A 26,536-nucleotide genomic window follows, 5' to 3' on the forward strand; every position below is an offset into this window, starting at 1 on the left:
GGGATCGAAAAAGGCAATATTAGCGAATAGCCCTTAAGACAGGTGGGTTTGTGGGCGCGACATTGGTAAACTGGGCTGTGTAGAATTATCGATCGAACAGGTAAGCCCGTGCTAGACGAACAAGCTAAAAAGACCATCTTGCGGAAAATCCCTCACGGATTGTACATCTGCGGTGTCAAAGACGGGGAGGAAGTCAACGGTTTCACCGCTAGCTGGGTGATGCAATCTTCCTTTACCCCTCCCTTAGTTGTCAACTGCGTTAAGCAAGACTCCAAATCCCACGGCATGATCAAAGCCAGCGGTGTCTTTGCTTTGAGTTTCCTAGAAGCAGGGCAAAAAGAGTTAGCCCAGAAATTCTTCAAGCAGCAGCGCCGCGTTGGCAATAAATTTGAAGATGTAGAATTTTATCCGGGCGCGGAAACTGGTTGTCCGATTATCTCGGATTCTCTGGGTTACATCGAGTGCAAAGTTGTCGGTTCTGTGGAACACGGAGACCACACAGTTTATGTGGGAGAAGTTTTGGCAGCCGGCGTCCACCGAGAAGGCAATCCGTTGCTGCTAGAAAGCACCGGTTGGAATTACGGCGGCTAAAGACTTGGCAGTTGGCAACTGGCAGTTGTCAGTTGTCAGTTGTCAGTTGTCAGTTGTCAGTTGTTAGTTGTCGGTTGTTAAGGGAGGCGAGTTAAAATTAATAAAAAATCGGCGACAATTTGGTCGGCATTTTCTTCTCTCAAAATTGGTACGTGTACGAAAATACATTTGGTGCTAAGTTGAGAATCTGCAAGGTGTTTTAAAACTGCATAATAGAGGGCTTCGCATACAAATTTTCCGGCTTCGTGACTGATTTCTGTTGCAGCTAAATCAGCGACTAGCGGTTCGAGATTAACTGATGTTTGCCGAATGTCGCGATCGCAGCAAGCGCAAGATTCTATAGTTAATTTTTGCCTGCTTTCGGCCATGCCGCAGCAGATAATAGTGTCGGGTTGGAGTTGGTTGATTTTGGCGATCGCCAAATTAGGTGCTAGCTGAAAATCTACTGGCAGTTTCCTCAAAAAAGTCAGGGAATCAGGCAAAGATTGAATTTGGGAAATCTTGGCTAATAAGTCGTCCGAAGAGTTGGATTTCTGATGGGGAAGCCAAGTATCAAATGAGGTTAGCAGGATTTTCGCCGTCATATTTGTGCAATAATACTGATATTGATAATATAAGGCAAGTAAGTCAATGTCTGTCATTGCAGTAGTAGACTATGACATGGGCAATCTGCACTCAGTCTGTAAAGGCTTGGAAAATGTGGGTGCAGTGCCACAAATTACAGATTCTCCTGCTATAATCGAGCAGGCTGATGCGGTGGTTTTGCCGGGAGTGGGTTCGTTTGACCCGGCAATGCAGAATTTACGATCGCGCAATTTGATAGAACCGATAAAAAGGGCGATCGCATCGGGAAAACCTTTTTTAGGCATTTGTTTGGGTTTGCAAATTCTGTTTGAAAGTTCCGAAGAAGGCGTAGAACCGGGATTGGGCGTTATTGCGGGAAAAGTGCGCCGATTTCGCTCGGAACCGGGTTTGACAATTCCCCACATGGGATGGAATCAATTGCAATTTCCTCAGCCGGATTTGCCGCTGTGGCAAAATTTACCGTCCGATCCTTGGGTTTATTTCGTGCATTCTTATTATGTCGATCCAGTTGATTGGGAAGTGCGATCGGCAATTGTGACTCACGGTAGTCAAAACGTGACGGCGGCTATAGCTAAAGACAATCTGATGGCCGTGCAATTTCACCCGGAAAAGTCTTCGAGTACGGGATTGCAAATGCTGTCAAATTTTGTCACTCTGGTGAGGGAAAAAGTACCTGCTTAGGCGATTTGTGCAAAACCCGGTTTGTAGTATAAACCGGGTGTTTATAGTTTTATATGATACCAGTTTCAATAAAGAATGCAACTGTAAGTATGCACCAAATTTATATTCATTCAGTCATCCCCAATCTAAAATCTAAAATCTAAAATCTAAAATTGTATGAGTCTGAGAATCTCTGGCAACCGCCAAATAAAAACCCTGCCGGGACTCGCAACTCGCCCTACACCTTCGCGAGTCAGAGAAGCTTTATTTAATATTTGGCAAGGGACGATCGCAGATTGCAGATGGCTTGACATTTGTACCGGCAGCGGTTCGATGGGTGCAGAAGCTTTGTGTCGGCAAGCCGCGAGTGTCACTGGCATCGAACAGTCGGCGAAAGCTTGTGCGATTATCCGCGAAAACTGGGAGCAAGTAGCAGACTCGTCCCAAACATTCCAAATACTGCGGGGAAACGCGACGGCGAAATTGGCGGCACTAGCGGGGCAGCAGTTCGATCGCATTTACTTCGATCCGCCCTACGCCAGCGACTTGTACGAACCTGTGTTAAACACGATCGCCAGCCAAGAAATGCTAGCACTCCTCGGCGAAATCGCGATCGAACACAGCCCGGAGCGATCGGCACAAGCGATTTCCGGCCTAGAAATTTGCCGCCAGAAAGTATACGGCAATACAGCATTAACCTTCTACACACGCAGTGCCTGACAGGCTCAAACAGCAGCAGCATCATTCCTCGACGCAGAAAGAAACCGGGTTTTATGGCGTTGGCGCGCCCGGTACTAAAAGTTTTTCCCTTGGGTACAATACAAATTTTTCCGATGAAGTTAAGCTTTGTGCGTAGGTTGTCAAAGCAAGTTGCTTCAGCAATTGACGAAATAAATGGAGTTTACGCTGAAAATAAAGACTTTCAGTTGTAACATGAACCCAAAGTGTGAGTGTGAATATTCCTAAAGGAGTGAATATGGTTCAGACACCTTCGCGCCCTCGTGGCAGCGAGTTTCCGGCTGCTAACTCGGTACAGCCAGTCAAACGCGATACGATTCTGGTGGGAGATAGCCTCCCCCTGCCCAATACCAAACTCTTCGGCACAGACGGCATTCGCGGGAAAGTTGGAGAATTGCTGAATGCACCCCTAGCCCTGCAAGTCGGCTTCTGGGCTGGACAAGTTCTACGCCAAAATACCTCCAATCAGGGGCCTGTGATTTTGGGGCAAGACAGCAGGAATTCCAGCGATATGCTGGCAATGGCACTGTCAGCGGGTTTGACGGCCGCCGGTTTGGAAGTGTGGAATTTGGGATTGTGTCCCACTCCCTGCGTTGCTTATCTGGCAAGCGTTTCGGAGTCGGTCGGCGGAGTGATGATTTCGGCTTCTCACAATCCCCCAGAAGACAACGGCATTAAGTTTTTCGACTCAAACGGCTCGAAGCTGTCGCAGCAGTTGCAGGAACAAATCGAAGCGGGAATCCGAGGGGCAAAGGTTCCGGTTGCTAGCTTGGCTTGGGGACACCACTACCATCGCTCTGAGTTGGTTAAAGATTATGCCACTTCGCTCTGTGATTCGCTGCAACAGATGAATTTGGAGGGAATGCGGATAGTTTTGGATTTGGCTTGGGGGGCGGCCGCGGGTTTGGCGCCGGCGGTGTTCGCGCAAATGGGGGCGGATGTGATCTGTTTGCACGACTCTCCTGATGGATCTCGTATTAATGTTAACTGCGGTTCTACTCATCTTGACAGTTTGCAAGCGGCTGTTTTGGAACACAATGCCGATTTGGGTTTTGCTTTTGACGGCGATGCCGATCGAGTTTTGTGTGTTGACAACCAAGGTCGAACGATTGACGGCGATTACATTCTTTATCTGTGGGGCCGGCAGTTGCGCGACTCCGAACAGTTACCATCCAATTTAATTATTTCTACTGTAATGGCTAACCTCGGCTTCGAGCGAGCTTGGGAAGAATTGGGCGGCAAACTAACTAGAACCAACGTCGGAGATCAGTACGTTCACGCTGAAATGCAGCGCACTGGTGCGATGTTGGGCGGCGAACAGTCGGGACACATTCTTTGTCCGCATTACGGTGTCAGCGGCGACGGTTTGCTGACAGCTTTGCATTTGGCTTCGCTGGTGCGCCAGTCCGGGCAATCTTTAGCACAATTGGTAAGTGGCAGTTTCCAAACTTATCCGCAGTTGCTGCGAAATATTCGGGTTGAGGATCGCGAAAAACGCCTGAAATGGCAGGAGTGCGAGGCAATGCAAAGTGCGATCGATCGTGCTACAACAGCAATGGGAGAACAGGGACGGGTTTTGGTGCGCGCTTCTGGCACTGAACCGCTAATTCGAGTTATGGTGGAAGCTGCCAGTGCCGAATTGGCTAATTTCTGGACTGAAAATTTAGTTTTAGCCGTTCAGCAACACATAGCTATCTGATGGAAATGGGGAATTAATCTGAAGGAAGAAGGAAGTTCGGCAACGGATTCGCTCGACGGATGTAACGGATGTAACGGATGTAACGGATGTCAGGAAGAAGGAAGAAGCCTCTAGATAAATATAGGCGCTATTGAAACTAATTTCTCATTCTTTATTCCCTCTTTCCTAAATAACTAAATCCTTCTTTCTTCATTTCCCCATTTCTGATTGTATGAACACCAAATCAATTCAAAATGGGCGGCTGCATCGAGTTTCGTTAAAATTTTTAATTGTCGTCATATTAATAACGGGGATATGGTTTCGCTTTACTAATCTGGATCGCAAAGTCTACTCGTTCGACGAATCTATCACCTCGCTGCGAATTTCTGGCTACACTTGGACGGAAATGGTGCAGCAAGATTTTCAAGGCAAAACAATTAGCGTCGGAGATTTGCAGCGGAAATACCAGCAGATAAATCCCGAAAAAACTTGGTTGGATACTGTTAAAGGTTTAGCTACAGAAGAACCTCAACTGTCGCCACTGTATTTTATTTTAGCCAGGTTTTGGGTGCAGTTGTTCGACCCGCAAGTGGCGACTGTCAGAAGTCTTTCAGCTTTGATTAGTTTGTTAGTTTTTCCCAGCATTTATTGGCTGTGCTGGGAATTATTTCGCTCTGCGTCTGTGGGATGGGTGGCTGTTACAATCGTTGCTGTTTCCCCCTTTCACGTCTTGTACGCGCAAGAGGCAAGACCCTACATGATGTTTGCAGTCCTGGTTTTGCTGTCGAATGCAATTCTGCTGCGGGCTATCACCCTACAAAATTCTCCGATCACATCTAAATTGAGCAAGGCTGTTTGGTCTATTTATGCGATCGCCCTGACTTTAGGACTCTATTCTAGTTTATTATTTTTTTTAGTAGTATTCGCCCACGGCATCTATGTAATTATTAAGGAGAATTGGCGTTTTAGCAAAACATTAATTGCTTATTTACTAGCTTCAGCGATAGCAATAATTCTTTTTGCTCCTTGGATTTGGGTATTACTTGATAATTCGGAAGAAATTAAGTCAACAGTAGGCTTTCCCCGCTTTTTCATGCCTTTGATATCTTCACTTCAACCTTTAATTCTCATCACCTGCCGAATGTTTATCGACACGCATTGGGAAGGCGGAATCATCAAATCTGGTTCTATAAATATGACTACAGATTTAATCCGAGTGATTGTAGTAGCCGTATTGCTGTTAGCGATCGCACATTCAATATACTCGCTCTGCCGCTCAAGTCCTAAACGAGTTTGGCTGTTTGTCTTGACAGCGATCGGAATTACAGCGATAGTATTGATAGCAGTGCGAGGCGTTGCCGATCGCTATCTGGTTCCCTATATTTTAGCAATCCAGATAGCTGTTGCCTACCTATTCACCGCTAAAATTAAAGTCGCTACCAATCCCCGCCAACAAAAGCTATGGCAGTTCGGTTTAATAGCGCTAATATCGAGTGGAATAGTTTCTTGTGCCGTCAGCTCACAGTCCCAACTGTGGTGGAACAAATATCCTTCTAGCACTAAATACAATCCGCAAGTAGCGGCGATTGTAAATCAAGCGAAAAAACCTTTAGTAATCACTCACGGAGGCAACAACATCACAGGAAAAATACTGTCTGTCAGCTATATGCTGAAGCCGCAAGTACAGCTTTTGCTGGCAGTTAAACCCGAACAAGTCAAAATTCCTGATGGTTTTAGCGATGTATTTCTCTACCGAGCTACAGAAGCATTAAAATTTGAACTAGAAAAAGTGCAAAAATATAAAATTACATTAATTTACAAACCAGGCGATGGCTGGCTTTGGCGTGTAGAGAAATAAGCAAAGTGGCAACTGCAAATGATGATTTCTGTTGTGATACCTACCTACAACCGTGAACAACCTCTGCGAGAGACATTGGCTGATGCGATTCGGCAAAATTACCCGAATTTTGAAGTGCTGGTAATTGATCAAACTCGCAGCCACGAATCGGAAACTCAAGTTTATTTAGAGCAATTGGCAAATGCTGGCCAAATTCGCTGGTTTAGAGTAGATTGGGCGAGTTTGCCTGCTGCTCGAAATTATGCAGTCCGGCGCGCAGTTGGAGAGATTATTTTATTTATTGATGATGATGTACAATTGCCAGATGGTTTTTTGGCAGCTCACGCTGACAACTATTTAGAAAAACCCGATGTGGGATGTGTGGCGGGCAGGGTTTTTGACAGAATGAAACTGGATAATTCTGGAGGCGATTTGGCGATCGAATATTTGCCCTCAGAAGCGATGGATGCGGGCATTGCCTGGTATTTTATCGATTTGGTGCATACAGTAAAACCGCAGCAGGTGCTCTCGGCTAGAGGCTGCAATATGTCATTTCGCAGGCAGGTTTTTGCCGAATGGGGGCTGAGGTTTGATGAGCGGTTTGCAGGGAGTGCGGTGCGGGAGGAGTCGGATTTTTGTTTGAGATTGCGATCGACTGGCATGAAAATTTGGTACGATCCCAATGCGTCTTTAGTTCACTTGGGGGAAGAGAGCGGCGGATGTCACGATGTCAGTACGCGATCGATCGAATATCAAGTAACATTTTATCACAACCATTTCCTCATGGGATTGAAAAATTTAACAGCTTTTCAATGCCTGCGATTTTTTGCCAAACTATTTGACTGCCACGTTTTGGGAAATCCACCTTGTTATAAAAGCCACTCGCCCATTAAAATTATAACTAGATTTGCTTTTTATATCCTGGGTTTTCTCAGTGCTATCAATACACTAATTCAATCTCTGTGGAATGATGGACAAAGTTATAGCCATCAAGACAAGATTAACGCTCAATAATTACCTATTCCCATTCGCCCTTCCCAATAAATGAGAATTCTCGTGGCTAGTCACACCTATATTGTGGACATTAATCGGGAAAAATTCAAGATATTAGCCAACCTAGAACCCGATATTGAAGTAACAGTTGTAGTGCCGCAGCGTTGGAAGCCTGGAGGCGTACAAAATAAAATTATAGAAACGCAATTTTATCAAAAAGGCTCATTTAAAGTAGTCCCCGTCTCCAACTTTAGTCAAAACAATCAAGGATTGCTAACTTTTGGTAGAGATTTAATTGAACTTTTGCAAAAAATTAAGCCGCAGATAATTCAAGTTGAACAAGGTTCAAAATCTCTCGCTTGCGCTCAGTTAATCTTACTCAATAAACTCCTAAAACTGCAAGCAAAAAATATATTATTTACTTGGTGGAATCTGCCTTATCAATTGAATTGGCCCATTTCAGTCTTAGAAAATTACAATCTTCAGCACACCGACGGAATTATTGCAGGCAACTTAGATGGAGCTAAAATTTTGCGGCAGCGCGGCTATCAAGGTGCGGTAAAAGTAATGCCACAACTCGGAGTAGATGAAACTTTGTTTCGCCGCACTGGTAAAGACGCTGATTTATCGCGCAGGTTAGGAATTAAACCGACCGATTTTGTGGTAGGATTTGTAGGGCGATTTGTCGAAGAAAAAGGATTGTTGACTTTAGCTGAAGCCTTGGCAGGGTTAAAAAAAATCTCTTGGAAGTGGCTGTTAGTAGGACAAGGAAAATTGCGAGCGCACCTCGCCGAAAAATGTAGAGAATGGGGAATCAGCGACCGAATAATCTGGGTTGAAAGCGTTTCCCACGAAGAAATTCCCCCTTACATTAACTTAATGAACTGTTTGGTATTGCCTTCGCAAACTAGCTATAAATTCAAAACTTTGACCACCGTGGGCTGGAAAGAACAATTTGGTCACGTTTTAATTGAAGCGATGGCCTGTCACATTCCGGTGATTGGTTCCGACTGCGGGGAAATTCCCCACGTTATCGGCGATGCGGGGTTATTATTCCCAGAAGGAAATGCAGGGGTTTTGCGAGAGTGTTTGCAGCAATTGATGGAGCGGCGCGAGTTGGCGGCTGATTTGGGCGATCGGGGTTATCATAGAGCGATGAGCAATTATACCAATAAAGCTTTAGCTGAGCAGTTGTTGGAATTCTACAAAGAATTATTGTAACTTTTAGCTATAATGCAAGTGTTAAATAAAAACTTTGGTAAATGTCTATTCCTTCCGAGATACGCTCTTTGGTTGACGAGCTCTACCAGGTACTAGACGATAGCGAGCGCCAAGCAACGCAGGGACTTTTTGCACTTAGAAGAGCAATGTCTCTTTTTCCCCAGAATGAAATACTGATGCAATACTTTTCTTCCATCACCAATTTTCAATTCAACGTAGCAGGTACTCGCTTACAAGCCGAGCACATTGTGGGCAATGTATTGATGGCTGGTGTGCCCGATGAAGATGTTCAAAAAGCCGGAGATTATTTAGCAGCCTTGCTAAAGATGGCTCCTGAATCGAAAATTATGATAGACAAAGTAGTTGAGAGATTAGAAGCATTGCCATGAAACAATTACCCGATGAAAGCCTACTCCTGGAAATCCTTGAAATTGTGAAAGCTGCGGAAGCAAAAGCCAGTGAAATGTATGAATTTTCCAAGACAATGGCTCACAATACCCAAATTACAGCAACAAAAAGAGAGGAAGCTGAACAGCTAGACGGGCAGCCTTTTGCAGATAATTAAATTTGTAAGGGGAGATGTTGGTATGTTGATTTAAATAACTATCCCTGATGCGGATTCTCCAAATTATCCCCTCAATTTCCTTGGTATACGGCGGGCCAAGTCAAATGGTACTCGGACTTTCTGCGGCCCTCGCAGCAAAAAACATTGATGTCACCATTATCACCACAGATTCTAACGGAGATATCGGTCAACTTCCTTTAGATGTTCCTCTAAATCAACCAATACAACAAAACGGTTATCAGATTATTTATTTCCGCTGTTATCCCTGGCGCAGATATAAATTTTCACTCTCGTTATTGCAGTGGTTAAATGAAAACGCGCGACAATTTGACCTGGCTCATATTCACGCTCTTTTCTCACCAGTAACTACCTTTGCCGCCACAATTGCTAGATATCACAAGTTGCCATATATTATGCGTCCCTGCGGTATGCTTGATCCCGCTGATTTGCAGAAAAAAAAGCGCTTGAAACGGATTTATGCCACGCTTTTAGAAGGCCCTAATTTAGCAGGCGCTGCCGCAATTCATTTCACAAGTAAAGAAGAGGCTAAAATCTCAGAAAGATTTGGTTTGGGTAGCACAGGCAAGATGCCTGTGCCACGGGATTTGGTGATTCCATTGGGGGTGAGAGCAGGTTTGTTTCCTCAGAGATTGCGGGAATCAGAAGTGCCAATCATCTTATTTATGTCGCGAATTGAACCTAAAAAAGGGCTTAATTTGTTAATTCCAGCATTAGAAAGTATTTTGGCATCGGGCATAGAGTTTCACTTTATTTTAGCTGGTTCAAATCCCCAAGATGCTGATTATGAAACACAAATTAAAGTACAAATTCAGAATTCAAGCTTAGCAAAATACACAAGAATAACTGGCTTTGTGAGCGGTGATTTAAAACTTGAACTGTTGACAAAAGCCGACTTATTTGTATTGCCTTCTTATTACGAAAACTTTGGCATTGCTGTAGCAGAAGCGATGGCCGCTGGTGTAGCTGTCGCCATTTCCGATCGCATACATATTGCGGAAGACATACAGCAAGCAGAAGCTGGTTGGGTGGGGCCTTTGGAAGTAGGGGCGATCGCCAATTCAATCAAATCAGCACTTCTGAATCCACAGGAACGTCAACGCCGGGGATTGAATGGCCAAGAGTACGCAAGAAAGCATTATAACTGGGAGGCGATCGCCCAACAAACCATCGATGCTTACCAGGAGATTTTGTCATCTATAGCAGAAGGAAGAAGCAAGAAGGAAGAAGGAAGAGGGAAGAAGCAGTAAAATCTATCGTTTCAGCCATTAACAACGTCCTAACTGTCTTGACGGTTGCTATATTGACTAATGTGACTGGGGTTTACCTTTTACTTCTTCTCCTGCTGCGAGTTGTTGTACTGATGCTATCAGAATTTGCAGGCGAGATTTTTTCAACGCTGCTACTTTAGCTGCAATACTTATCAACAAAACTCTGCAATCCTGCCTGATATCCTGCTCCTACCGCCTGAAACCTCCACTCTCCATTCTTTCTATACAAGCGACCAAATTCTACAGCAGTCTCTCGCGAAAAATTCTCTTTTAATTCATAACGAACAAGTTCGTTTCCTGTATCCAAATTTCTAATTTTGATAAAAGCATTTTTTATATTGCTAAAATTTCCATTAATTTTATCGGCTTCGTGAATAGTCACAACAAAAGTTATTTCCTCAATTTCAGGATTAACTCTTTTTAAAATAACGCCGTAAATCGTTTTATTCTCTTGACTTCTGTTGTTTTTATCTCGAATCACTTGCAGTACCGAACTGTCACCAGATTGCAGATTATTGTAAAATATCAAATATTTATCGTTAGGGATTTTGCCGTCAGCACCTAGCATAAAGGCAGAGACATCAATCTCGTAGCTTTGTCCTGCCTCTGTCACCTGCCAACCGAGGGCGATCGCCATTTTTTTCAAACCGGGCGCTTCTTTAGATATATTAAATCTCTCACCCTTACTTAATTGCATTACCATCTGCTTATTTGTTAAACATCAAACTTTATAGCGTTCATGTTAATATTAAGTGGGACAATAACTTTTCTTCTTTAAGAAAACTTAATATTTTCTCTCTAATAGCGGGTCTCATTAAAAATATGTGCTATTGCTCTCCGAATTTATTGAGATTTACTGAGAGAGGATTACGTAAGCAAAAACCGGGCTTTCTAAAAAACCCGGTTTCAACACGTGAACTTAATTTGACTCTAATTTTGAACATTTTCAGAACTAGGTGGCAGGGTAACAAAATTACCAAAAGCTCCAACCGTTTGATAGCTTTTTTTACCTAATTCAGTTGTGTAAATACTGGCAACGCCTAAATTCTGACGCTGCGTTGTATTGTCGAGCAAGCTTTCGATCGTGTCGCGCTGCGAAGTCAGCAAATTCTTGCAACTGCCGATCAAAGTATCTGTAATGCCGCTCAAAGCTTTCGGAACGCGAGAATCTTTACACACAGTGCTTTCCAACTCGGTTTGTAGCACCCCGGAAGCATAAGTTAGGTATTTGTCTCTCCCAGGATTTGTAAATGCCATACCGGCAGCTAGAAGAGTCAGCGCGATCGCAACTTTTCCCACATTGCCGAAAAAACTAGAAGTTGGTTGGTTAGTATTCATTGCGTTATCAATATTCATTTTTTTTAGCCCCGTTGATTTATAAGCTTCTCTTGATTTAAACTACACCTCCTCAGAAACAGATTTCCGAAAGGAGGGGACAGTTTTTAGATTGGAGGCCAGTTGTGAGTAAGTCTCTCACTGGTTTACCTTCCTTTTACGTTTCCCCCTCCCTCAAATCCGGTAAATCTTCAACAAACATTTAGCTGGTTCCCAGGCAGAGCCTGGGGACGAGGAAACTTAGTTTCGCTTTGATTTTTGCCTCTCGATCTCCCGCTGCAACTCTTCAATCTGACGGCGCAAAGCCTCCGTCTCACTGTTAGGCGTTTGCGACTTGACATCAACCGCGCCCTCGGATACAGCCCGCTTGTAGTTCCCCAGCTTAATTTGGCGGTATTCCTCGGAACTGGCCCAGTCTCGCAAATACCTCAGCCTTTCCACGGGGAAAGGGTGACTCAGCATCACGCCTTGGCCCCCGTTGTAAAGTAAAAATTTATACACTTGGTTGAGATTGTCTCGATCGAGCTCTTGATAGTTGTCAGACTGGCGGATAAATTCTTGCAAACTGCATTGGTCAGCATATTTACTGCTAACTCCCGCAAGTTTCATCATCGTCTTCATCACACTGTTCAAGTCATCCGTCACCAACAAAGCCGCCCGGTCTGCCGACAATTCAGCCTTGCGCCGCCACTCGTAAAAAGCGAAAATTAAACCGCTACCGACCATATTTCCCAAACCGAAAGTCATCTCGCCAATTGTCGAGGCAACGCTCATCGCCCACATCGCCATTTGATTTAAAGTTGGATGGCCGCATTTAATGTGTCCCAACTCGTGAGCCAAGACTACCCGCAGTTCCGCCTCGTCCAACAAGTCTAAAAGACCAGTGTTTAATTCTACATAAGGCTGGTTTTTTCCCAGGGCATAGCTGTTAACTGAGGGATTCTGAGAAACAAACAAACCCGGTTCTGGAAAAACATCTAAAGCCTGCACGCACTCGCGAAATATATGATAAATGCTGGCATATTGGCGCGGGCCGACTTGAATGCTATTTCCCATTAGGTAAACGAATTGCGGTCGTTCGTAGACAAATTCTACAAATTTGCTGGCAATTAAGTCAAATCCAGGCACACTGCGTAACGCTTCCTCAGCTTGGCGATCAAGGGGATGCTGAAATGCTTCACTAGAAATTCCCGTATAAGTAGGCATAGTTGTTGCAAAAGTTACATTTAAGATATCAGGATTGCCGATCGCTGCTGGTGCTAGCTGGCGCCTGACTTATCAATGTTATCGCGACAAATATTGAACTGTTGTGGAACAGGGCGGAAAGCCTGTTCAAATTAGCGTTAAAATTGTGAATCTGGTACAGGCGCGATCGACAAACATCTTTCACAGTGCCTGTGTATCGCCTCACCCAAAAATTGGAACGTGCAAAAATGGCTATCCTGCAACTCGAAAACGGTACAACCTACACTCAACAAAACGACATTACCCGCGAACTCGCTTCCTTAAACATTCAACTCAACCGCTGGCCCGTGGGTGACAGCGCTGAAATTCACAATTTGTTAGCTAAAGATGCTCTTGACGACAATCAAAAAGAGCAAGTGCTGCAAGCCCTCGACGGCTACTTTCAACAATTATCGGAAAGTGCAGGCTATCAGTCGCGAGACTTAATCGTACTGCACCCAGACATTCCCAACCTGGACACCATGCTGTCCAAATTCAACAAGTGCCACATCCACGCCGATGATGAAGTCCGCTATATCGTAGCAGGCGAGGGCATTTTCGGCTTCGTGCGGCCCGACGGCAGCCAAGTCGAACTCACAGTGCAGCCGGAAGAATTTATCAACGTGCCGGCGAATACAGAACACTGGTTTTATTTGACAGCAGCCCGGAAAATTAAAGCGGTGCGCTATTTTACCACCACAAAAGGCTGGACGCCGGAGTACACGGATACGGAAATTCGATCGCGTTTAGCTGCTGTTTGAACACTTGACAGTTGACGGTTGACAGTTGACGGTTGAGGGCAATCTTCAAATCATCTAAAAATCCTCAAATCCAGCCTCAAATTTTGTGGTTTGAAGATTGCAAAATACTCAAAGCAACCGCCTCCGCCACCTTAATCCCATCAATCCCAGCCGACAGGATTCCACCCGCATATCCTGCACCTTCCCCAGCAGGATAAAGACCTTCTGTATTCAAACTCTGATAATCTTCCTTGCGTTTAATCCGAATTGGTGAAGAAGTGCGCGTTTCCACCCCAGTCAAAACCGCATCATCCATCGCAAATCCTTTAATCTGTTTGTCAAAAGCCGGAAGTGCTTCGCGGATAGCTGCGATCGCATAATCTGGCAAACTTTCGCTCAAATCAGTCATCACAACTCCCGGCGTATAAGACGGCTGCACACTGCCTAGCGCCGTGGAAGGACGATTCGCCAAAAAATCCCCCACAAGCTGCCCAGGGGCGTTGTAAGTGCCACCTCCTAACTCAAATGCCCGTTCTTCTAGGCGACGTTGAAACTCAATTCCGGCTAAGGGATGACCCGGATAATCCTCCGGCGTGATACCCACCACAATCCCGCTGTTAGCATTCCGTTCATTGCGAGAATATTGACTCATCCCATTAGTGACAAGTCGCCCCGGTTCTGACGCAGCCGCCACTACCAAACCACCGGGACACATACAGAAACTATACACAGAACGATTGTTTTGGCAATGGTGAACCAGTTTGTAATCGGCGGCACCCAAAAGCTTATGGCCCGCCCGATCGCCAAAACGACAGCGATCGATGATAGTTTGGGGATGTTCCACCCGAAAACCAATAGAAAAAGGTTTAGCCTCGATGTAAACCCCGCGCGAAAACAACATTTCAAAAGTATCGCGGGCGCTGTGTCCCACCGCCAGAACTATATAATTACTAGCAATATATTCTCCGCTGGCGAGGGTAAGTCCCTGCACTTTTCCATTTTCGATGTGGATATCTTCTACACGACTTTGAAACCGAATTTCTCCGCCTAATGCTTCTATTTGGGCGCGAAGACTTTGGACAATTCCCACCAGTTTGAACGTGCCAATATGCGGTTTATTAATATATAAAATTTCCGGTGAAGCTCCTGCATTCACAAGTTCCGTCAACACCTTGCGTCCATAATGCTGAGGATCTTTAACTTGGCTGTAGAGCTTGCCATCGGAAAAAGTACCCGCACCACCTTCGCCAAACTGGGCGTTAGATTCTGGGTTGAATTCTGTTTTTTTCTTCCAAAATCCAAAGGTGTCAGCCGTGCGATCGCGCACTGCTTTTCCGCGTTCTAAAAGGATGGGGCGAAACCCCATTTGTGCCAGCATCAGACCTGCAAACATCCCGCACGGCCCTGTACCAATCACAATGGGGCGAATCGTCAAATTGCTGGGGGCTTTGGCTACATAGCGATAACTCGTGTCTGGTGTCACCATTACATGAGGATCTTTTTTGAAGCGCGCCAAAAGTTGCTTTTCCTGTGTCGTTTCTACATCCACAATATAGACAAGGAGGATTTCTGCTTTTTTACGAGCATCGTAGCTGCGCTTGAAGATGGAATAGCTGAGCAATTCTTCGGGGGGAATTTGCAGCTTTTTGAGAATGGCGCTGGCGATCGCATCTTGAGGATGATCGAGGGGGAGTTTTATTTCGGTTATTCGTAACATATAGTGGAAGGAAGTTCGGCAACGGATTATGTAACGGATGTAACGGATGTAACGGATGTAACGGATGTCAGGAAGAAGGAAGAAGGAAGAAGGAAGGAAGAAGGAAGAATAAAAATTCCGAACAGAAGTATTATAACTATTTAACCGGGCATCCTATGGGCGATCGTCATTGGGCGATCAATTTTTAATTTTTGAGTGGATAATTGCAGAAGCGTTATAATAAACAAAAAATTAAGTTTTGTAAAGACCCTTGACTGCAACATTCACCCCCAAAAACAGCCGCACCTGGCACGCTCTCAACCCCCTGTGGCAAGGAGCCGAAGACGCAGTACAGAAGGGTTTGCCCCACACCAAGCTCGCACCGGCGTGGCAAATACTGCTCTTGGGCGACGGTTCCCCCACCCGTCACCTGCAACTGCTGACAGGGGAACCAACAGAAGTAGATGTGATCGATATGTCTTTAGTGGGTGAAGACGCAGACGGCGCGCCCCAGCAAATTGTCGCGGTTCCGGGGCCGCGCCTGCGCCGACAAGTGTGGCTGCGGACTGCTTCGGGACAGCGCTTAGCCTATGCAACTTCTTGGTGGGAAGCGAGCCACGTAGACGAATATTTACAAAATAAATCTTTGCCAATTTGGGCTAGTTTAGCGAGACTGCGGACAGAATTGTATCGCGATGTGCAGGGCATTTATTGCGGTAATTCGGCTGCTTTGGAATCAGCGTTTGAAGAGTCGGGGCCTTTTTGGGGGCGACACTATTTGTTTTGGCATCACGGGAAGCCATTGACTCTGATTTATGAGGTTTTTTCTCCTTATTTAACTAAGTATTTGGGGCCGATGCAATTGGATGTTGATTGAGGCTGAGATCTTGCACCATTATCAATCAGGCTTTCAGGGCGGGCTCGCGTGCCCAACCCTTACTCCCCACAATAAAATTCATCTCTTGTGGAACAGGCATCTTGCCTGTTCTTAAGAATAGTTCCGCCGAAATTTTACTCGCAAACCATCGCGGGGATGGGGAGTCGGTACTCGGATTAAATTCAAATCCTGATCCAGTAAAAGCTCCCATTCAAACTCCCGAACAATCTTTGCCGCAAACAACTTCATTTCTAACCTGGCAAATTCTTTGCCCAAACATTCTCGCAAACCTCCACCAAATGGCACGTAACTGAACGGTTTAGCCGATCGCTCGGAGTTAAATCGATCGGGATCGAAGCGATCGGGTTCAGGATAAAGTTGACTATCCTGATGGGTTTGATTTATCTGAGAAAGCACAGTCCAGCCCTTGGGAATTTCATAGCCGCCGAACTCACAAGCATTAATGACTGTCCGAAAAATACCTCCCACCGGTGGAACTAAACGCAGCACTTCTTGCAGCACCTGTTCTAAATAGGTCATTTGTTTGAGTTGCTCCAATGTTAGGGGTTCCGTAGCGGGGAACTGCTGCTGTTCGGTGCGGACTTTTGCCATCACATCGGGATGTTGAGCTAGGAGAAGGCAAAAAGAGGCGATCGCCGAAGTTAAAGTTTCGTGTCCCGCAAACAGCAGCAACAGCACTTGATCTTTTAACTCATCCAAACTCAAACTATTTCCCTCGTCATCGCGAGCCGAAATCAGCAAACTCAAAGCATCATTGCCACTAGGGGTTCCTTGCTGGCGATCACGAATAATCTTTTCAAGTTCTGCCAACAGCAGCTTTCGGCACTTTTTAGCTTTACCAAACTGACTCCACGGCACATCTAAAGGAATTGAAAATAAACCATTGCACCAAGTTTCAAAATAATGTCCCAGCGCCGTTTCCGAACCATTTTCAATCCCTACTAACAACTTACCCGCCACATCAAAAGTATAATTTCTCAGTTCGGGATACCAAGTTATGGTTTCCATTTTAGCCCATTTTTCCAAATAGCGCTGAGTGATATCTTCCATCCCGCCGATGTAGCCCGCCAGCGCTCGCGGCTGAAACGCTTGGTACAGCAACTTGCGCCGATTTTGGTGGTTAGCACCCGTTTGCAGTGCCAAGGAAAGCGACCCTAAAAGCGCTCTCGTGCTGGCAGGCCAAGTCACAACAAAATATCGGTTGTCATTGCTTAAAACAAACAAACTAGCCTCTTGGCCACGCATAAACACGGTAGGCTGTCCGAAAAGGCTGGTTTTGAAAATGGGCCCGTACTGCTGGTGGCGTTTTTTGGCAAATTGGGAATCTCGCAAAAAGTTAAGGCTATCGCCAATTAGGGGTAAACCGAAACTGCCGGGAGGTAATGCCATTTTAGATTTTAGATTTTAGATTTTAGATTTTTAATATCATATCAATTTTAGTTGGAGGGTGGGCAATACGCACCGACAAATTTCTGGTAAAATAAGTTTTCTCTGTTGGTAGCCTGTAGGGTGAGTCTTGAGATTTTAGATTTTAAATTTTAGATTTTAGATTTTTAATATCATATCCATTTTAGTTGTCTCGTGCATATTGTCAACCCGACAAATTTCTGGTCAAATAACTTTTCTCGGTTGGTAGCCTGTAGGGTGCGTCAGTCTTAAGGTTAGTAAAAAAAATCCGGTTTTTCCAACTGATCTACCTTCGTATTTTTGCCGACAAACCAATTTAATTTTCTGTTCTTTTAATCGGAATCTCGATTCTAAATTCCGTGCCTTTCCCCACCACCGAGAAACACTTAATTTCACCTTTATGTTTTTCGACAATAATTGAATGGGAAATCGCTAAACCCATCCCCGTTCCCGAACCGATACGTTTGGTAGTATAGAAGGGATCAAATATCCGTTGCTTGACTTGATCGGTCATCCCTGCACCATTATCAAAAATTTTAATCACAGCGAGAGTACCTTCTACCTCTGTACGAATGCGGATAATTCCCGGATTTTCGCGCGGTTCTTGTAACACGTCAATAGCGTTAGCAATAATATTCATAAACACCTGATTTAAGAGTCCGGCGTAGCACTCCACCAGTGGCAATTGTCCGTATTCTTTAACGAGTTGAATTGCGGGGCGCTCAGGCTGAACTTTCAGACGGTGTTCTAAAATCATCAATGTGCTGTCGATGCCTTCGTGAATGTTAACCTTTTTCATGTCAGATTCATCGAGGCGAGAGAAATTCCGCAAACTCCTCACGATATCCCGGATGCGAGTTGCTCCCACCTGCATAGAAGACAGCATTTTCGGCAAGTCGTCTAGCACAAAATCCAGCTCTAAAACTTCTATTTCCTCCTGAATCGCTGGAGAAGGTTCCGGGTATTCATCTCGATACATTTGCAGCAGTTTCATCAGGGTTCTGGTGTATTCTTCTGTGTAGGTAAGATTGCCGAAAATAAAGCTGACCGGGTTATTGATTTCGTGGGCAATTCCTGCTACCATCTGACCGAGACTCGACATTTTTTCTGCCTGCACGAGCTGAGTTTGAGCTTGCTGGAGTTCGCACAGAGTTACTTCGAGTTTGGCAGCTTGTTCTTGCGCTATCCGGGCTGAATCGACGCTTTTAGTGTAGAGTTCGGATTGACTGATGGCGATCGACAATTGATCGCAAATTGCCGATAGCAACTCCACTTCGTCTTTTGTCCACCTGTGCACCTCGCGGCAAGAAGTGCAGCCAACAACTCCAGTTAAACCCCCTGCACTCTTAACCGGCAAATCCAAGACAGACTTGTAACCCACCTGCAAAAAGAATTCCCTTTCTACTGGATCGCTGAAAGTTGTAACATCATCTATTTGATAGATTTCCAAATTAGCTATCTTTTGCGCCAGCGTCCCCGTTACCTCAGCAGGGTAATAACCCAAAAGCGACAGCAAGTCATCATTTTTAGCTTCGTGGATGATATCCCAAGCGGGCGTCTCGGCCTCGGGCGTATACCACATAAATAGACAGCGATCGAGTTGCAGCAAGTCGCGAATTTGCCGCACAGTTGTTGCCAAGATAGTATCTAAATCAAGAGAAGCGCGGATTTGACTGCCTAGCTGGTTGAGCAATTTTTGCTGCATTGCTGCTGCTTTTGATTCGGCGGCGGCGAGGCGAGATTTTTCGTAAAGTTCGGCTTGATTAATGGCGATCGCCAATTGAGTTCCTACTGCCATTAACAGTTCCACTTCTTCGTCTCTCCACAGCCGCACCCCGCTGCAAGAACCGCAGAGGATCGCGCCAATTTGACCCGACGGTGTTTGAAGGGGAATGTCCAGCAGAGAATTAAGCCCTACAGACATTAAAAATTCCCGTTCGGCTGGATCGGTTAATGCCTCAACATCGTCGATCTGAATTATTTCCAAATTGGCAATCCGCTCACCGATAGAAGCAGTTGGCTCGACAGGATATAAACCCAAACGCGAGGGCAAATCGGCATTCTTTGCCTCGTATCTCACATTCCAAACCGGCGGCGAAGCGTCGGGTAAATACCAGATAAACTGACAGCGATCGAGCAGGAGCAACTCGCGAATTTGCTGCACAGTTGTCGCCAAAATAGTATCTAAATCCAGAGATTGGCGGATATTGCTAGCTAGCTGGTTCAGCAGCGCTTCCTGCTCAGCTAATTTGCGGAATCTCGCTTCCGACTTTTGCAACTGTCTTTGAGCTTCTTTTTGTTTTGTAACGTCCAAACCCAAACCGATTAAGCCGATCGCGTTACCACAATCATCTTTGACCTTAGTTTTAATTGTGTCAAACTGGTGATAGTCACCATCAGTAAGCTCTATAATTTCTTCCGTATAACATGGAATATCTTGGCTCCACGCTTGCGCGTCAGATGCCATGCAGTTAGCAGATTGTTCTAAGCCCAAAACTTCGGAATAGTGAGAGGCTGCTAAAAATCTTGATTCAGGTATACCCACATCTTCGCAGAAAGTTTTGTTAACTAATAACATCCGCCCGCTAGCATTTGCCATCCACACCCAAATCGGAGCGTTGTCAATAATTGCCCTCAAAGTTTGCTTTTGTCTGGCGAGAGCTTCTTCTGTTTGTTTGCGCTTAATTCCCAGGGCGATCGCATCGGCACTTAACGCTAAAGCAACCAGCGTTGATTCGTTCAACTCCTGGCGAGCAAACATCGCGATTACTCCCAGCAACTGATTGTCAACAATTAGCGGATATCCAGCAAAAGCAACCATTCCTTCTCGTGAGGCCCATTCTTTGTCCTTGATTCGGGGATCTTCTTGCACAGAATTAGTGATGTGAGGTTGTCGCTCCAGGGCGATTAAACCAATCTTGAACTCACCGACAGGAATGCGGCTGTGAGCGCCGTCAATATGAGTATATATCCCCGCGCTTGCTTGCAGTTGCAATACATTTCCCTCTTCATTCAGCGTCCAAATCCGAGCAAAGGCAACATCCAAATGGCGCACAACTGCATCGGCGCAATATTGCAAAGTTGCAAGCAAAGTCTGGTTTTGAGTTAGAGCAATTCCCACATCTGCTGTGAATAGAGAAAGTTTCAATTGTTCTGCTAAAGCTTGTTCTGCTATTTTGCGCTCTGTAATGTCCGTAGCAGCACCGAGACGCTGCTTAATTGTTCCCTCCTCGGTTCTGCTAAATACAATATTCCGGCTGACTAACCAGTGCCAAGAATTTTGTCGATCGCGCACCCGATATTCGTACTCAATAACTTCGCCGTCGGGAGCATTTTCTAATTGCTGAAAATATCCTGGAAATTTAGCTAAGTCGTCAGGGTGGATGATGGTGGGCAGTAGATTGCTGCCCATGTTTTCAACTTCTTCGGCGGTGTAGCCGAGGGTATCAGTGATTTCGCGGTTACTGTAGACATTTCGCTGCTCGGTTTCGTCGTAAACAAAGAGAAGATTCGGACTGGTATTGGCAATTCGCTCAACAAAATGCTGACTCTCTTGCAGTGCTGCTTCTGCTTGTTTGCTATCGGTAATGTCGCGGCCAACACCATAGATCAATTCTTCCTCGCAGAAACGGGTAGCAGTCCAGGCTATCCACTTGTAATAACCGTTTCGACAGCGCCAGCGGTTTTCAAACCCAACGGTATTATTCCCCGCAGCAATACTTTCAGCTTCTTTTAAAGTAATTTCGCGATCGTCTGGATGCACGAATTCAATGAAGAGTTGGCCAATCATTTCTCCTGGGGAATAGCCGAGGATTTTTTCTGCTGCTGGGTTGATGAGTGTTATATAACCGTCAAAACTAAGGACGCACAGCATATCTAGCGAGAGGCTAAAAAAGCGATCGCCCCCGTTGGGTTCGCTGGATGGGCGATCGTTTTGGGCTACGACAGCAGATGCGTTTGAGCGCGCCGATACTGCCAAAAAGACAATATTTGCTATTGCCAAAAATCCCAGGGCGAGTTGGCTATCGTAGAAATTATCACCGCTGCCAGCTACGAGCCACCCGTTTAAGACAAGCAGTACAATTATCAAAATTGAGAATACACTGCCAGGGGCGATCGTCCCTAAGCTGATTTTTTTTTCATACTGCTTTCTGCCTTCTGCCTTTTCTATTCGGGTGACTGCTGCGGTAATTTTTATCAACAACAGTTGCAGTAGGTTCGATAGTTTAGTGCTTTTCGATTCTTCAATACGAACAGAAGATTTCATTTTTTTACTCTTGATTGCGTTTTACTTGCAGTGATTCAAAATAACCATAAAAATATTTAAATATTATAAAATTTTTCTAACTTGCAAAATCTAGCCTTTTAAAATTTGCGTAAATTTACGCAACCCGGCTAAACAATTAAGTGTCTTTACGGAAGTAGCAATCAATCTCTTTTTAGCTGGGGTAGGCATTTTCTAATTTTTCCGACTCAGAGAAAGAGAGTTTACATATAATACTACGCGACATATTGTTGTTAGTCATTGGACATTTGGCCTAATTTAGCTAGTCCTGGACGCAGAAACTCGCACTCCTGGGTGCATAACCTAATTATGTAGGCTAAGCCTGAAGCTGCTTACTGTGTTAGAGTAGCGTGTTATACCCCACTTTTTGCGTCTAGAAATAACAGGGTTTGATGTAGGAAAATACTGCGTGGAGTTCCCTGGCTGTGGCTTGAACAACCCGGAATGTTAGTCAAGTTCAAGCAGGTAGAATTTCACCAGAAATTATGAAGTTAAAATCAAGATAAACTGCTAATTTGGGAAGATAAAATGAAAAAAAATTTCGTAGCAGTTTTTGGTAGCCCGATATGTTCGCGCGTAATGGCTAATTAGTAATTGGTAATTGATACGAGTTTAAAACACTAAATATCAATTTTGTTCTGATTCATCTGCAGGCGACGGGGGCCACGCAGCTTGGCGACCTAGTTGCTGTTGCCGAATTCGCTCCAAATTCCCTGCTGGAATAGAAGCTATAAGTTGTCGCGTGTAAGCTTGCTGCGGTTGGCGGTAAATGCGCTCGGCAGTTCCAATTTCCTCGATTTTACCTTTGTTCATGACGATCGCGCGATCGCTCATAAACTTGACCACGCTCAAATCGTGAGAAATAAAAATATAAGTCAGTCCAAACTCTGTTTGCAACTCCTTCAGCAAATTTAAAACTTGCGCCTGCACCGACACATCTAAGGCCGAAACCGACTCATCGCAAATAATAAACTTAGGATTCAAAGCCAAAGCTCTAGCAATACAAATTCGCTGCCGCTGTCCCCCGGAAAACTCGTGAGGGTAGCGCCGCATAAAATCGGGATTTAAACCCACTCTATCCAACAAATAAGCCCCGCGATCGCGCTGTTCTTTCTGGTTCTTACCAAAGCGGTGAATCACCATCGGTTCCATCACCGCATCCCCAACATTTAGGCGTGGATCGAGAGAACTAAAAGGGTCTTGAAAAATAATTTGCATATCGCGCCGCAGCCAGCGCAATTTGCGATCGTACTCTTTTTTCATCCGATAATTAGCCATCCACTGCGATGCCGAACTACTTTTCGTAGGAGGCGTAATTTCTTGACCTTCAAAAAACACTTTACCGCTGGCGATCGGAATTAATTGCAGCAAGGCTCTCGCCAAAGTTGATTTGCCGCAGCCCGACTCGCCCACCAAACCCAAAGTCTCGCCCGGGTAAACCTCAAAAGAAATATCATTTACCGCCATAAACAAGCGTTGAGTTTCGCCAAATATCCCCTGCACCGGAAAACCGACGCGCAAGTTATTAACAGCTAGCAAAGGGCCGGAAATATGCGGCAGCCGAGGCGGTTTTCCTGTGACAAAAGCGGGATTTCCCCCGCTGTTGTCGCCGTCTAAATCGGCATTTTTCTCGACAATTACTAATTCGCCGCTAGCATTTGTGGTGACATCCATAAAATCGGAAACTGTCGGCAAGCGGCGCAGTTGCCGATCGAGAGTTGGGCGGCAAGCTAACAGACCTTTTGTGTAAGGATGTTGGGGATTGCTGAAAATTTGTTCGATCGCACCGCACTCAACAATCTTGCCTCGGTACATCACCGCCACCGTATCGCCAATTTCAGCAATGACGCCCAAATCGTGGGTAATAAAAATCATTGCCATGCCTCTAGAGTCGCGCAACTCGCGCAGCAAAGCTAAGATTGTTGCCTGCACGGTTACGTCCAAAGCCGTGGTAGGTTCATCAGCAATTAATAAAGTTGGATTGCAAGAAATGGCCATTGCAATCATCACGCGCTGGATTTGGCCGCCTGAGAGTTCGTGGGGATAGCGATCGAGCATAGCTTGTTTTTGACCGTTGACGAGCTGCATCAAATCGCGATCGTCCTCCATAAGTGCTTGATTCCCCGCAGCAGTCCGGGAATGCTCTTGCCGCAAAGCCAAACACCGCTGCCTGATCTCATCGTCGGCCGGTAGCAGCTTCACTTCTTGCAGCAGAGAAGCAGCTTGGCGCCGCGCTTCTGTCTGCGACACCTGTTGGTGCAAACAAATGGCTTCTGTGAGTTGAAATCCGATCGTATAAACGGGATTTAGCGAACTCATCGGCTCTTGAAAAATCGTCGCAATCTGGCTGCCCCGGTATGTTTGTTTTTCCCTGTCCGGCATTTCCAGCAGATTCACAGGCCCATTGCTAGCGCCGTCTTTTGTCGAATAAAACCAAATTTCGCCGTCGATTTTCGTTGACGAACTCGACAGCAAACCCATAACAGCGAGGGATGTTACCGATTTTCCCGATCCCGACTCTCCCACGATGCCCAGAGTTTGCCCTCGCTTGACCTCAAAGGAAATGCCGTCAACCGCTTTGACGGTTGCAGACGCATCGCCTGCGTCCGCAGATTGAAATTGAACCCGCAGGTTGCGAACTTCTAGGACGGTTTCACTCATGGAAGTCTATGGCAAAAATTAAAGGGAGATTAAGTGGATTGTAGCAGGGCCTGTTCAAGGCAGAAGGCACGGGGAAAGTTTTAAGATTGCTTCGTTCCTCGCGAAGCGTGGCAATCAGAAAACTCAGGGCTAGTTATAGCGGATCTCAATCAGGTGAGGTACTCGCCGGCTGTCTTAGCAATTTCGCAATTTCGCAATCGAAAATCGAAAATCGAAAATCCCAATCAGTACCTCACTCAATTGACAATTGCCATAAGTGCCTTCTGCCTGCAATTTTCCTCAAAAACCGATGATTTGAGTGTCAGCAGGAAGTGCAGTGGCTTCGGAGACCTTTTTAAACACGGTTGCCTGTTCGTTTAAGGCATTAGGTCTCGCCTGTCCGGGATTGGTGCCTTGCAACTGAAGGCGCATTTGACCTTCAGCAGTCAACTCAAAAACAGTCTCAACTGTTTGTGTGCTGCTGAGGCCGACATCAAGGTGCATCGGTTTTTCACCGAGATTAACTTTGTACCTCATTTCTTGGGCGCGGACGGCTCCGTCGGGGCCTTTAGCCATGAGGAACAATTTGCCTTCTGGGGCAAAGATGAAGGTGAAAGACTGACCTGAGGCTGTGCCTTGCCATTGGCCTAGAAGTTGCGTGTCGATGTTGCTGGTGGCCGGGGCTGTAGCTTCAGCAATTGTTGGTGTTGCTGCTGATGCGGGGCCGAGTGAGGCGTTGAAGCTAATGAGGATGCCCAAGCAAAGGCTACCTGCGATCGCTTTACCAATCATTTTTGAATTAGACATGAGACAGATCTAAAAATTGGTTATTTGTTTTGTACACTGTAGCGGTAAAACCGTACATTAGTTTAGTTTAAATCCCTTTTAGGGACAGATATAGGTTGAGGTTCAAACCTGCAACGCAGTTGTCATCGCCGGACTAAAGCTTTTCCTGAGCTTGTTGAAGGGTCATTCGATTTTAGATTTTAGATTTTAGATTTTGGATTGACCCCACGGATAAATTTGGGGGCTTGAGGATTTTAGATTTTAGATTGTGGATTGATTCCACGGATAAATCACGTGGCGGGTACCACCTTTGAAATTCGCTTGTCACGGGGCTTTCAGTTTTTTTTATTGTTGTAAAATCCAATACAAATCCGGCTTAAGCTGCACAGTTCGCTGTTCTGAGTAGATTGTTCTTAACTCAAAACAGCTAATTGACTATTGCGTTCGATCGCACCCCCAGATAGTTTGGCAAATCGCTCGCATTAATAGTCTTTCATTAATTTTTTTCAGGATCGGGTTCGACTTGTTCTGTCGGAGATTCCGGCGCGGGTTGCTGTGGATTTCGCGATCGTTTCATTCGCTCCAATGCCTCTGCGTAAGACCAAGCCACGCTCACAAGAAAAGCTTTCGCCATGCCGGACAAATTTTGTGCATCCTCGGTTTCAGGCGCTTCAGCTTTTTGGTTGCCGTCGTTCATCATGTTTTTGTTTTCTCCCGGGCAGGTTTTTCTAGCGATTTTTTGCAGTGTGCGATCGATACCCACAAATTATGATTTTTCTTGCACCCGCACCCTACTTATCTTTGAGGATATGACCTTGCTCAGCACAAATAATATCATAAATACACTGATTCGATGACCGCATCAGAAAGAAACCTTAACTTCGCTGGTAGCCCGCCACACTGACTATTGCTGGTAAGTGCGCTTGTAAGTTTCGATAATTTCATGAATAGCTTGATTCTTTGCCGGACTACTTTCATAAATTAAAATAACTATTTATTTTAGAGTTTTCTCTAATCAGAATTCCAGAGCTGTTGAGAAACTGCCCGGAGCCGTCTAATACGCTTAGCCCTTGCCGAAAGCGAGGGGCAATAACTGCCTTGACAAACTCCTGCTATTCTGATTCATCAATTGTCTCGCATCCCGGTTTTGTTAAGCCAAAATATAGTTCATCTTTGAGGAGATTTGTTTGCTTGGCATTAGTCTCCGAAGTTTCGGGAAGTTGAGCGCGGGCAATTGTCGCAGGACAAACAGGCAGGATGAACAGCAGGCCTGTCAAGCAAAGACTGTTAATACAGGGGATTCCAGGTTTATGAAGTACAGTAGCAGCAGCTTGTAAACCAGTTTTTAAAGTGCTTAATATTAACCAA

24 protein-coding genes and 1 pseudogene are annotated in these 26,536 nt (G+C 45.3%); 13 read left to right on the forward strand and 12 right to left on the reverse strand.

The window, feature by feature from the left end:
• Positions 1-108 precede the first annotated feature (108 nt).
• The gene (locus QUA90_RS00810; protein WP_333084418.1) at positions 109-591 is read left to right on the forward strand and encodes a flavin reductase family protein; all 483 of its coding nucleotides are present in this window, start codon (positions 109-111) and stop codon (positions 589-591) included.
• 77 nt (positions 592-668) lie between these two features.
• Here the strand turns inward: QUA90_RS00810 and QUA90_RS00815 are convergent, their stop codons facing one another.
• Positions 669-1,175 (reverse strand): pyroglutamyl-peptidase I family protein, encoded by a 507-nt coding sequence (locus QUA90_RS00815; protein ID WP_333443351.1) that lies wholly within the window; start codon positions 1,173-1,175, stop codon positions 669-671.
• Between the two features lie 46 nt (positions 1,176-1,221).
• On the opposite strand from QUA90_RS00815, the gene hisH reads away from it, so the two are divergent.
• The 9 genes from hisH (at position 1,222) to hpsP (ending at position 10,136) form a co-directional block, all read left to right on the forward strand.
• Positions 1,222-1,857, forward strand: a complete 636-nt coding sequence (gene hisH, locus QUA90_RS00820) for an imidazole glycerol phosphate synthase subunit HisH (RefSeq protein WP_333229992.1) — start codon at positions 1,222-1,224, stop codon at positions 1,855-1,857.
• Positions 1,858-2,013: 156 nt separating this feature from the next.
• Positions 2,014-2,556 carry a 16S rRNA (guanine(966)-N(2))-methyltransferase RsmD gene (gene rsmD, locus QUA90_RS00825; protein ID WP_333229990.1) on the forward strand — a complete coding sequence of 181 codons (543 nt, stop codon included), beginning with the start codon at positions 2,014-2,016 and terminating at the stop codon, positions 2,554-2,556.
• A 256-nt stretch (positions 2,557-2,812) separates the two neighbouring features.
• Positions 2,813-4,273 (forward strand): phosphoglucosamine mutase, encoded by a 1,461-nt coding sequence (gene glmM / locus QUA90_RS00830; RefSeq protein ID WP_333443372.1) that lies wholly within the window; start codon positions 2,813-2,815, stop codon positions 4,271-4,273.
• Between the two features lie 211 nt (positions 4,274-4,484).
• Positions 4,485-6,110, forward strand: a complete 1,626-nt coding sequence (locus QUA90_RS00835; RefSeq protein ID WP_333229988.1) for a glycosyltransferase family 39 protein — start codon at positions 4,485-4,487, stop codon at positions 6,108-6,110.
• Positions 6,111-6,128: 18 nt separating this feature from the next.
• Positions 6,129-7,103: a hormogonium polysaccharide biosynthesis glycosyltransferase HpsN gene (hpsN, locus tag QUA90_RS00840; RefSeq protein WP_333229987.1), complete on the forward strand. Its 975-nt coding sequence runs from the start codon at positions 6,129-6,131 to the stop codon at positions 7,101-7,103.
• A 30-nt stretch (positions 7,104-7,133) separates the two neighbouring features.
• Complete coding sequence (gene hpsO / locus QUA90_RS00845; protein WP_333384535.1) at positions 7,134-8,303, forward strand: hormogonium polysaccharide biosynthesis glycosyltransferase HpsO; 1,170 nt, start codon at positions 7,134-7,136, stop codon at positions 8,301-8,303.
• 41 nt (positions 8,304-8,344) lie between these two features.
• Positions 8,345-8,692 (forward strand): hypothetical protein, encoded by a 348-nt coding sequence (locus tag QUA90_RS00850; RefSeq protein WP_333156010.1) that lies wholly within the window; start codon positions 8,345-8,347, stop codon positions 8,690-8,692.
• Positions 8,689-8,868 (forward strand): hypothetical protein, encoded by a 180-nt coding sequence (locus tag QUA90_RS00855; RefSeq protein WP_332977946.1) that lies wholly within the window; start codon positions 8,689-8,691, stop codon positions 8,866-8,868. The genes QUA90_RS00850 and QUA90_RS00855 overlap by 4 nt, the downstream gene beginning before the upstream one ends.
• 47 nt (positions 8,869-8,915) lie before the next feature.
• Positions 8,916-10,136: a hormogonium polysaccharide biosynthesis glycosyltransferase HpsP gene (gene hpsP / locus QUA90_RS00860; protein ID WP_333443354.1), complete on the forward strand. Its 1,221-nt coding sequence runs from the start codon at positions 8,916-8,918 to the stop codon at positions 10,134-10,136.
• Between the two features lie 157 nt (positions 10,137-10,293).
• Here the strand turns inward: hpsP and QUA90_RS00865 are convergent, their stop codons facing one another.
• The 3 genes from QUA90_RS00865 to QUA90_RS00875 form a co-directional block, all read right to left on the reverse strand.
• Positions 10,294-10,854, reverse strand: coding sequence for a TerD family protein (locus QUA90_RS00865; RefSeq protein WP_333443356.1), 561 nt, complete (start codon positions 10,852-10,854; stop codon positions 10,294-10,296).
• A 233-nt stretch (positions 10,855-11,087) separates the two neighbouring features.
• On the reverse strand, positions 11,088-11,513 hold the full coding sequence (locus QUA90_RS00870; protein WP_333229976.1) for a DUF4359 domain-containing protein: 426 nt from the start codon (positions 11,511-11,513) through the stop codon (positions 11,088-11,090).
• Positions 11,514-11,732: 219 nt separating this feature from the next.
• Positions 11,733-12,698, reverse strand: a complete 966-nt coding sequence (locus QUA90_RS00875; RefSeq protein WP_333229975.1) for a M48 family metallopeptidase — start codon at positions 12,696-12,698, stop codon at positions 11,733-11,735.
• A gap of 227 nt (positions 12,699-12,925) precedes the next feature.
• Between QUA90_RS00875 and QUA90_RS00880 the strand changes: the two genes are divergently transcribed.
• Positions 12,926-13,477 carry an acireductone dioxygenase gene (locus QUA90_RS00880; protein WP_333443359.1) on the forward strand — a complete coding sequence of 184 codons (552 nt, stop codon included), beginning with the start codon at positions 12,926-12,928 and terminating at the stop codon, positions 13,475-13,477.
• A 76-nt stretch (positions 13,478-13,553) separates the two neighbouring features.
• Here the strand turns inward: QUA90_RS00880 and QUA90_RS00885 are convergent, their stop codons facing one another.
• Positions 13,554-15,173: an NAD(P)/FAD-dependent oxidoreductase gene (locus QUA90_RS00885; protein ID WP_333443361.1), complete on the reverse strand. Its 1,620-nt coding sequence runs from the start codon at positions 15,171-15,173 to the stop codon at positions 13,554-13,556.
• A gap of 3 nt (positions 15,174-15,176) precedes the next feature.
• On the opposite strand from QUA90_RS00885, the gene QUA90_RS00890 reads away from it, so the two are divergent.
• Together QUA90_RS00890 and QUA90_RS00895 are read left to right on the forward strand one after the other, a co-directional pair.
• The gene (locus QUA90_RS00890; RefSeq protein WP_333327608.1) at positions 15,177-15,317 is read left to right on the forward strand and encodes a hypothetical protein; all 141 of its coding nucleotides are present in this window, start codon (positions 15,177-15,179) and stop codon (positions 15,315-15,317) included.
• Positions 15,318-15,423: 106 nt separating this feature from the next.
• Positions 15,424-16,029, forward strand: coding sequence for a chorismate lyase (locus QUA90_RS00895; RefSeq protein ID WP_333072653.1), 606 nt, complete (start codon positions 15,424-15,426; stop codon positions 16,027-16,029).
• A gap of 111 nt (positions 16,030-16,140) precedes the next feature.
• Here QUA90_RS00895 and QUA90_RS00900 read toward each other — a convergent pair whose 3' ends face one another.
• The 7 genes and pseudogenes from QUA90_RS00900 to QUA90_RS00925 form a co-directional block, all read right to left on the reverse strand.
• A complete protein-coding gene (locus QUA90_RS00900; protein ID WP_333443363.1) occupies positions 16,141-17,439 on the reverse strand; it encodes a cytochrome P450 in 1,299 nt (432 codons plus the stop codon).
• 334 nt (positions 17,440-17,773) lie between these two features.
• Entirely contained in the window at positions 17,774-21,724 is a 3,951-nt protein-coding gene (locus QUA90_RS00905; RefSeq protein ID WP_333443365.1) for a GAF domain-containing protein, read from the reverse strand.
• Between the two features lie 645 nt (positions 21,725-22,369).
• Positions 22,370-24,403: an ABC transporter ATP-binding protein gene (locus QUA90_RS00910; protein ID WP_333327599.1), complete on the reverse strand. Its 2,034-nt coding sequence runs from the start codon at positions 24,401-24,403 to the stop codon at positions 22,370-22,372.
• Between the two features lie 279 nt (positions 24,404-24,682).
• Entirely contained in the window at positions 24,683-25,189 is a 507-nt protein-coding gene (locus QUA90_RS00915) for a hypothetical protein (RefSeq protein WP_333327596.1), read from the reverse strand.
• A gap of 475 nt (positions 25,190-25,664) precedes the next feature.
• Positions 25,665-25,931: a hypothetical protein gene (locus tag QUA90_RS00920; protein WP_333384511.1), complete on the reverse strand. Its 267-nt coding sequence runs from the start codon at positions 25,929-25,931 to the stop codon at positions 25,665-25,667.
• A 211-nt stretch (positions 25,932-26,142) separates the two neighbouring features.
• A complete protein-coding gene (locus QUA90_RS30385) occupies positions 26,143-26,259 on the reverse strand; it encodes a DUF3574 domain-containing protein (RefSeq protein WP_445300083.1) in 117 nt (38 codons plus the stop codon).
• A gap of 21 nt (positions 26,260-26,280) precedes the next feature.
• A pseudogene (locus tag QUA90_RS00925) lies at positions 26,281-26,536 on the reverse strand (hypothetical protein); the annotation flags it as partial.

This window comes from Microcoleus sp. D3_18_C4 (genome assembly GCF_036702355.1).
Classification (GTDB): domain Bacteria; phylum Cyanobacteriota; class Cyanobacteriia; order Cyanobacteriales; family Microcoleaceae; genus Microcoleus.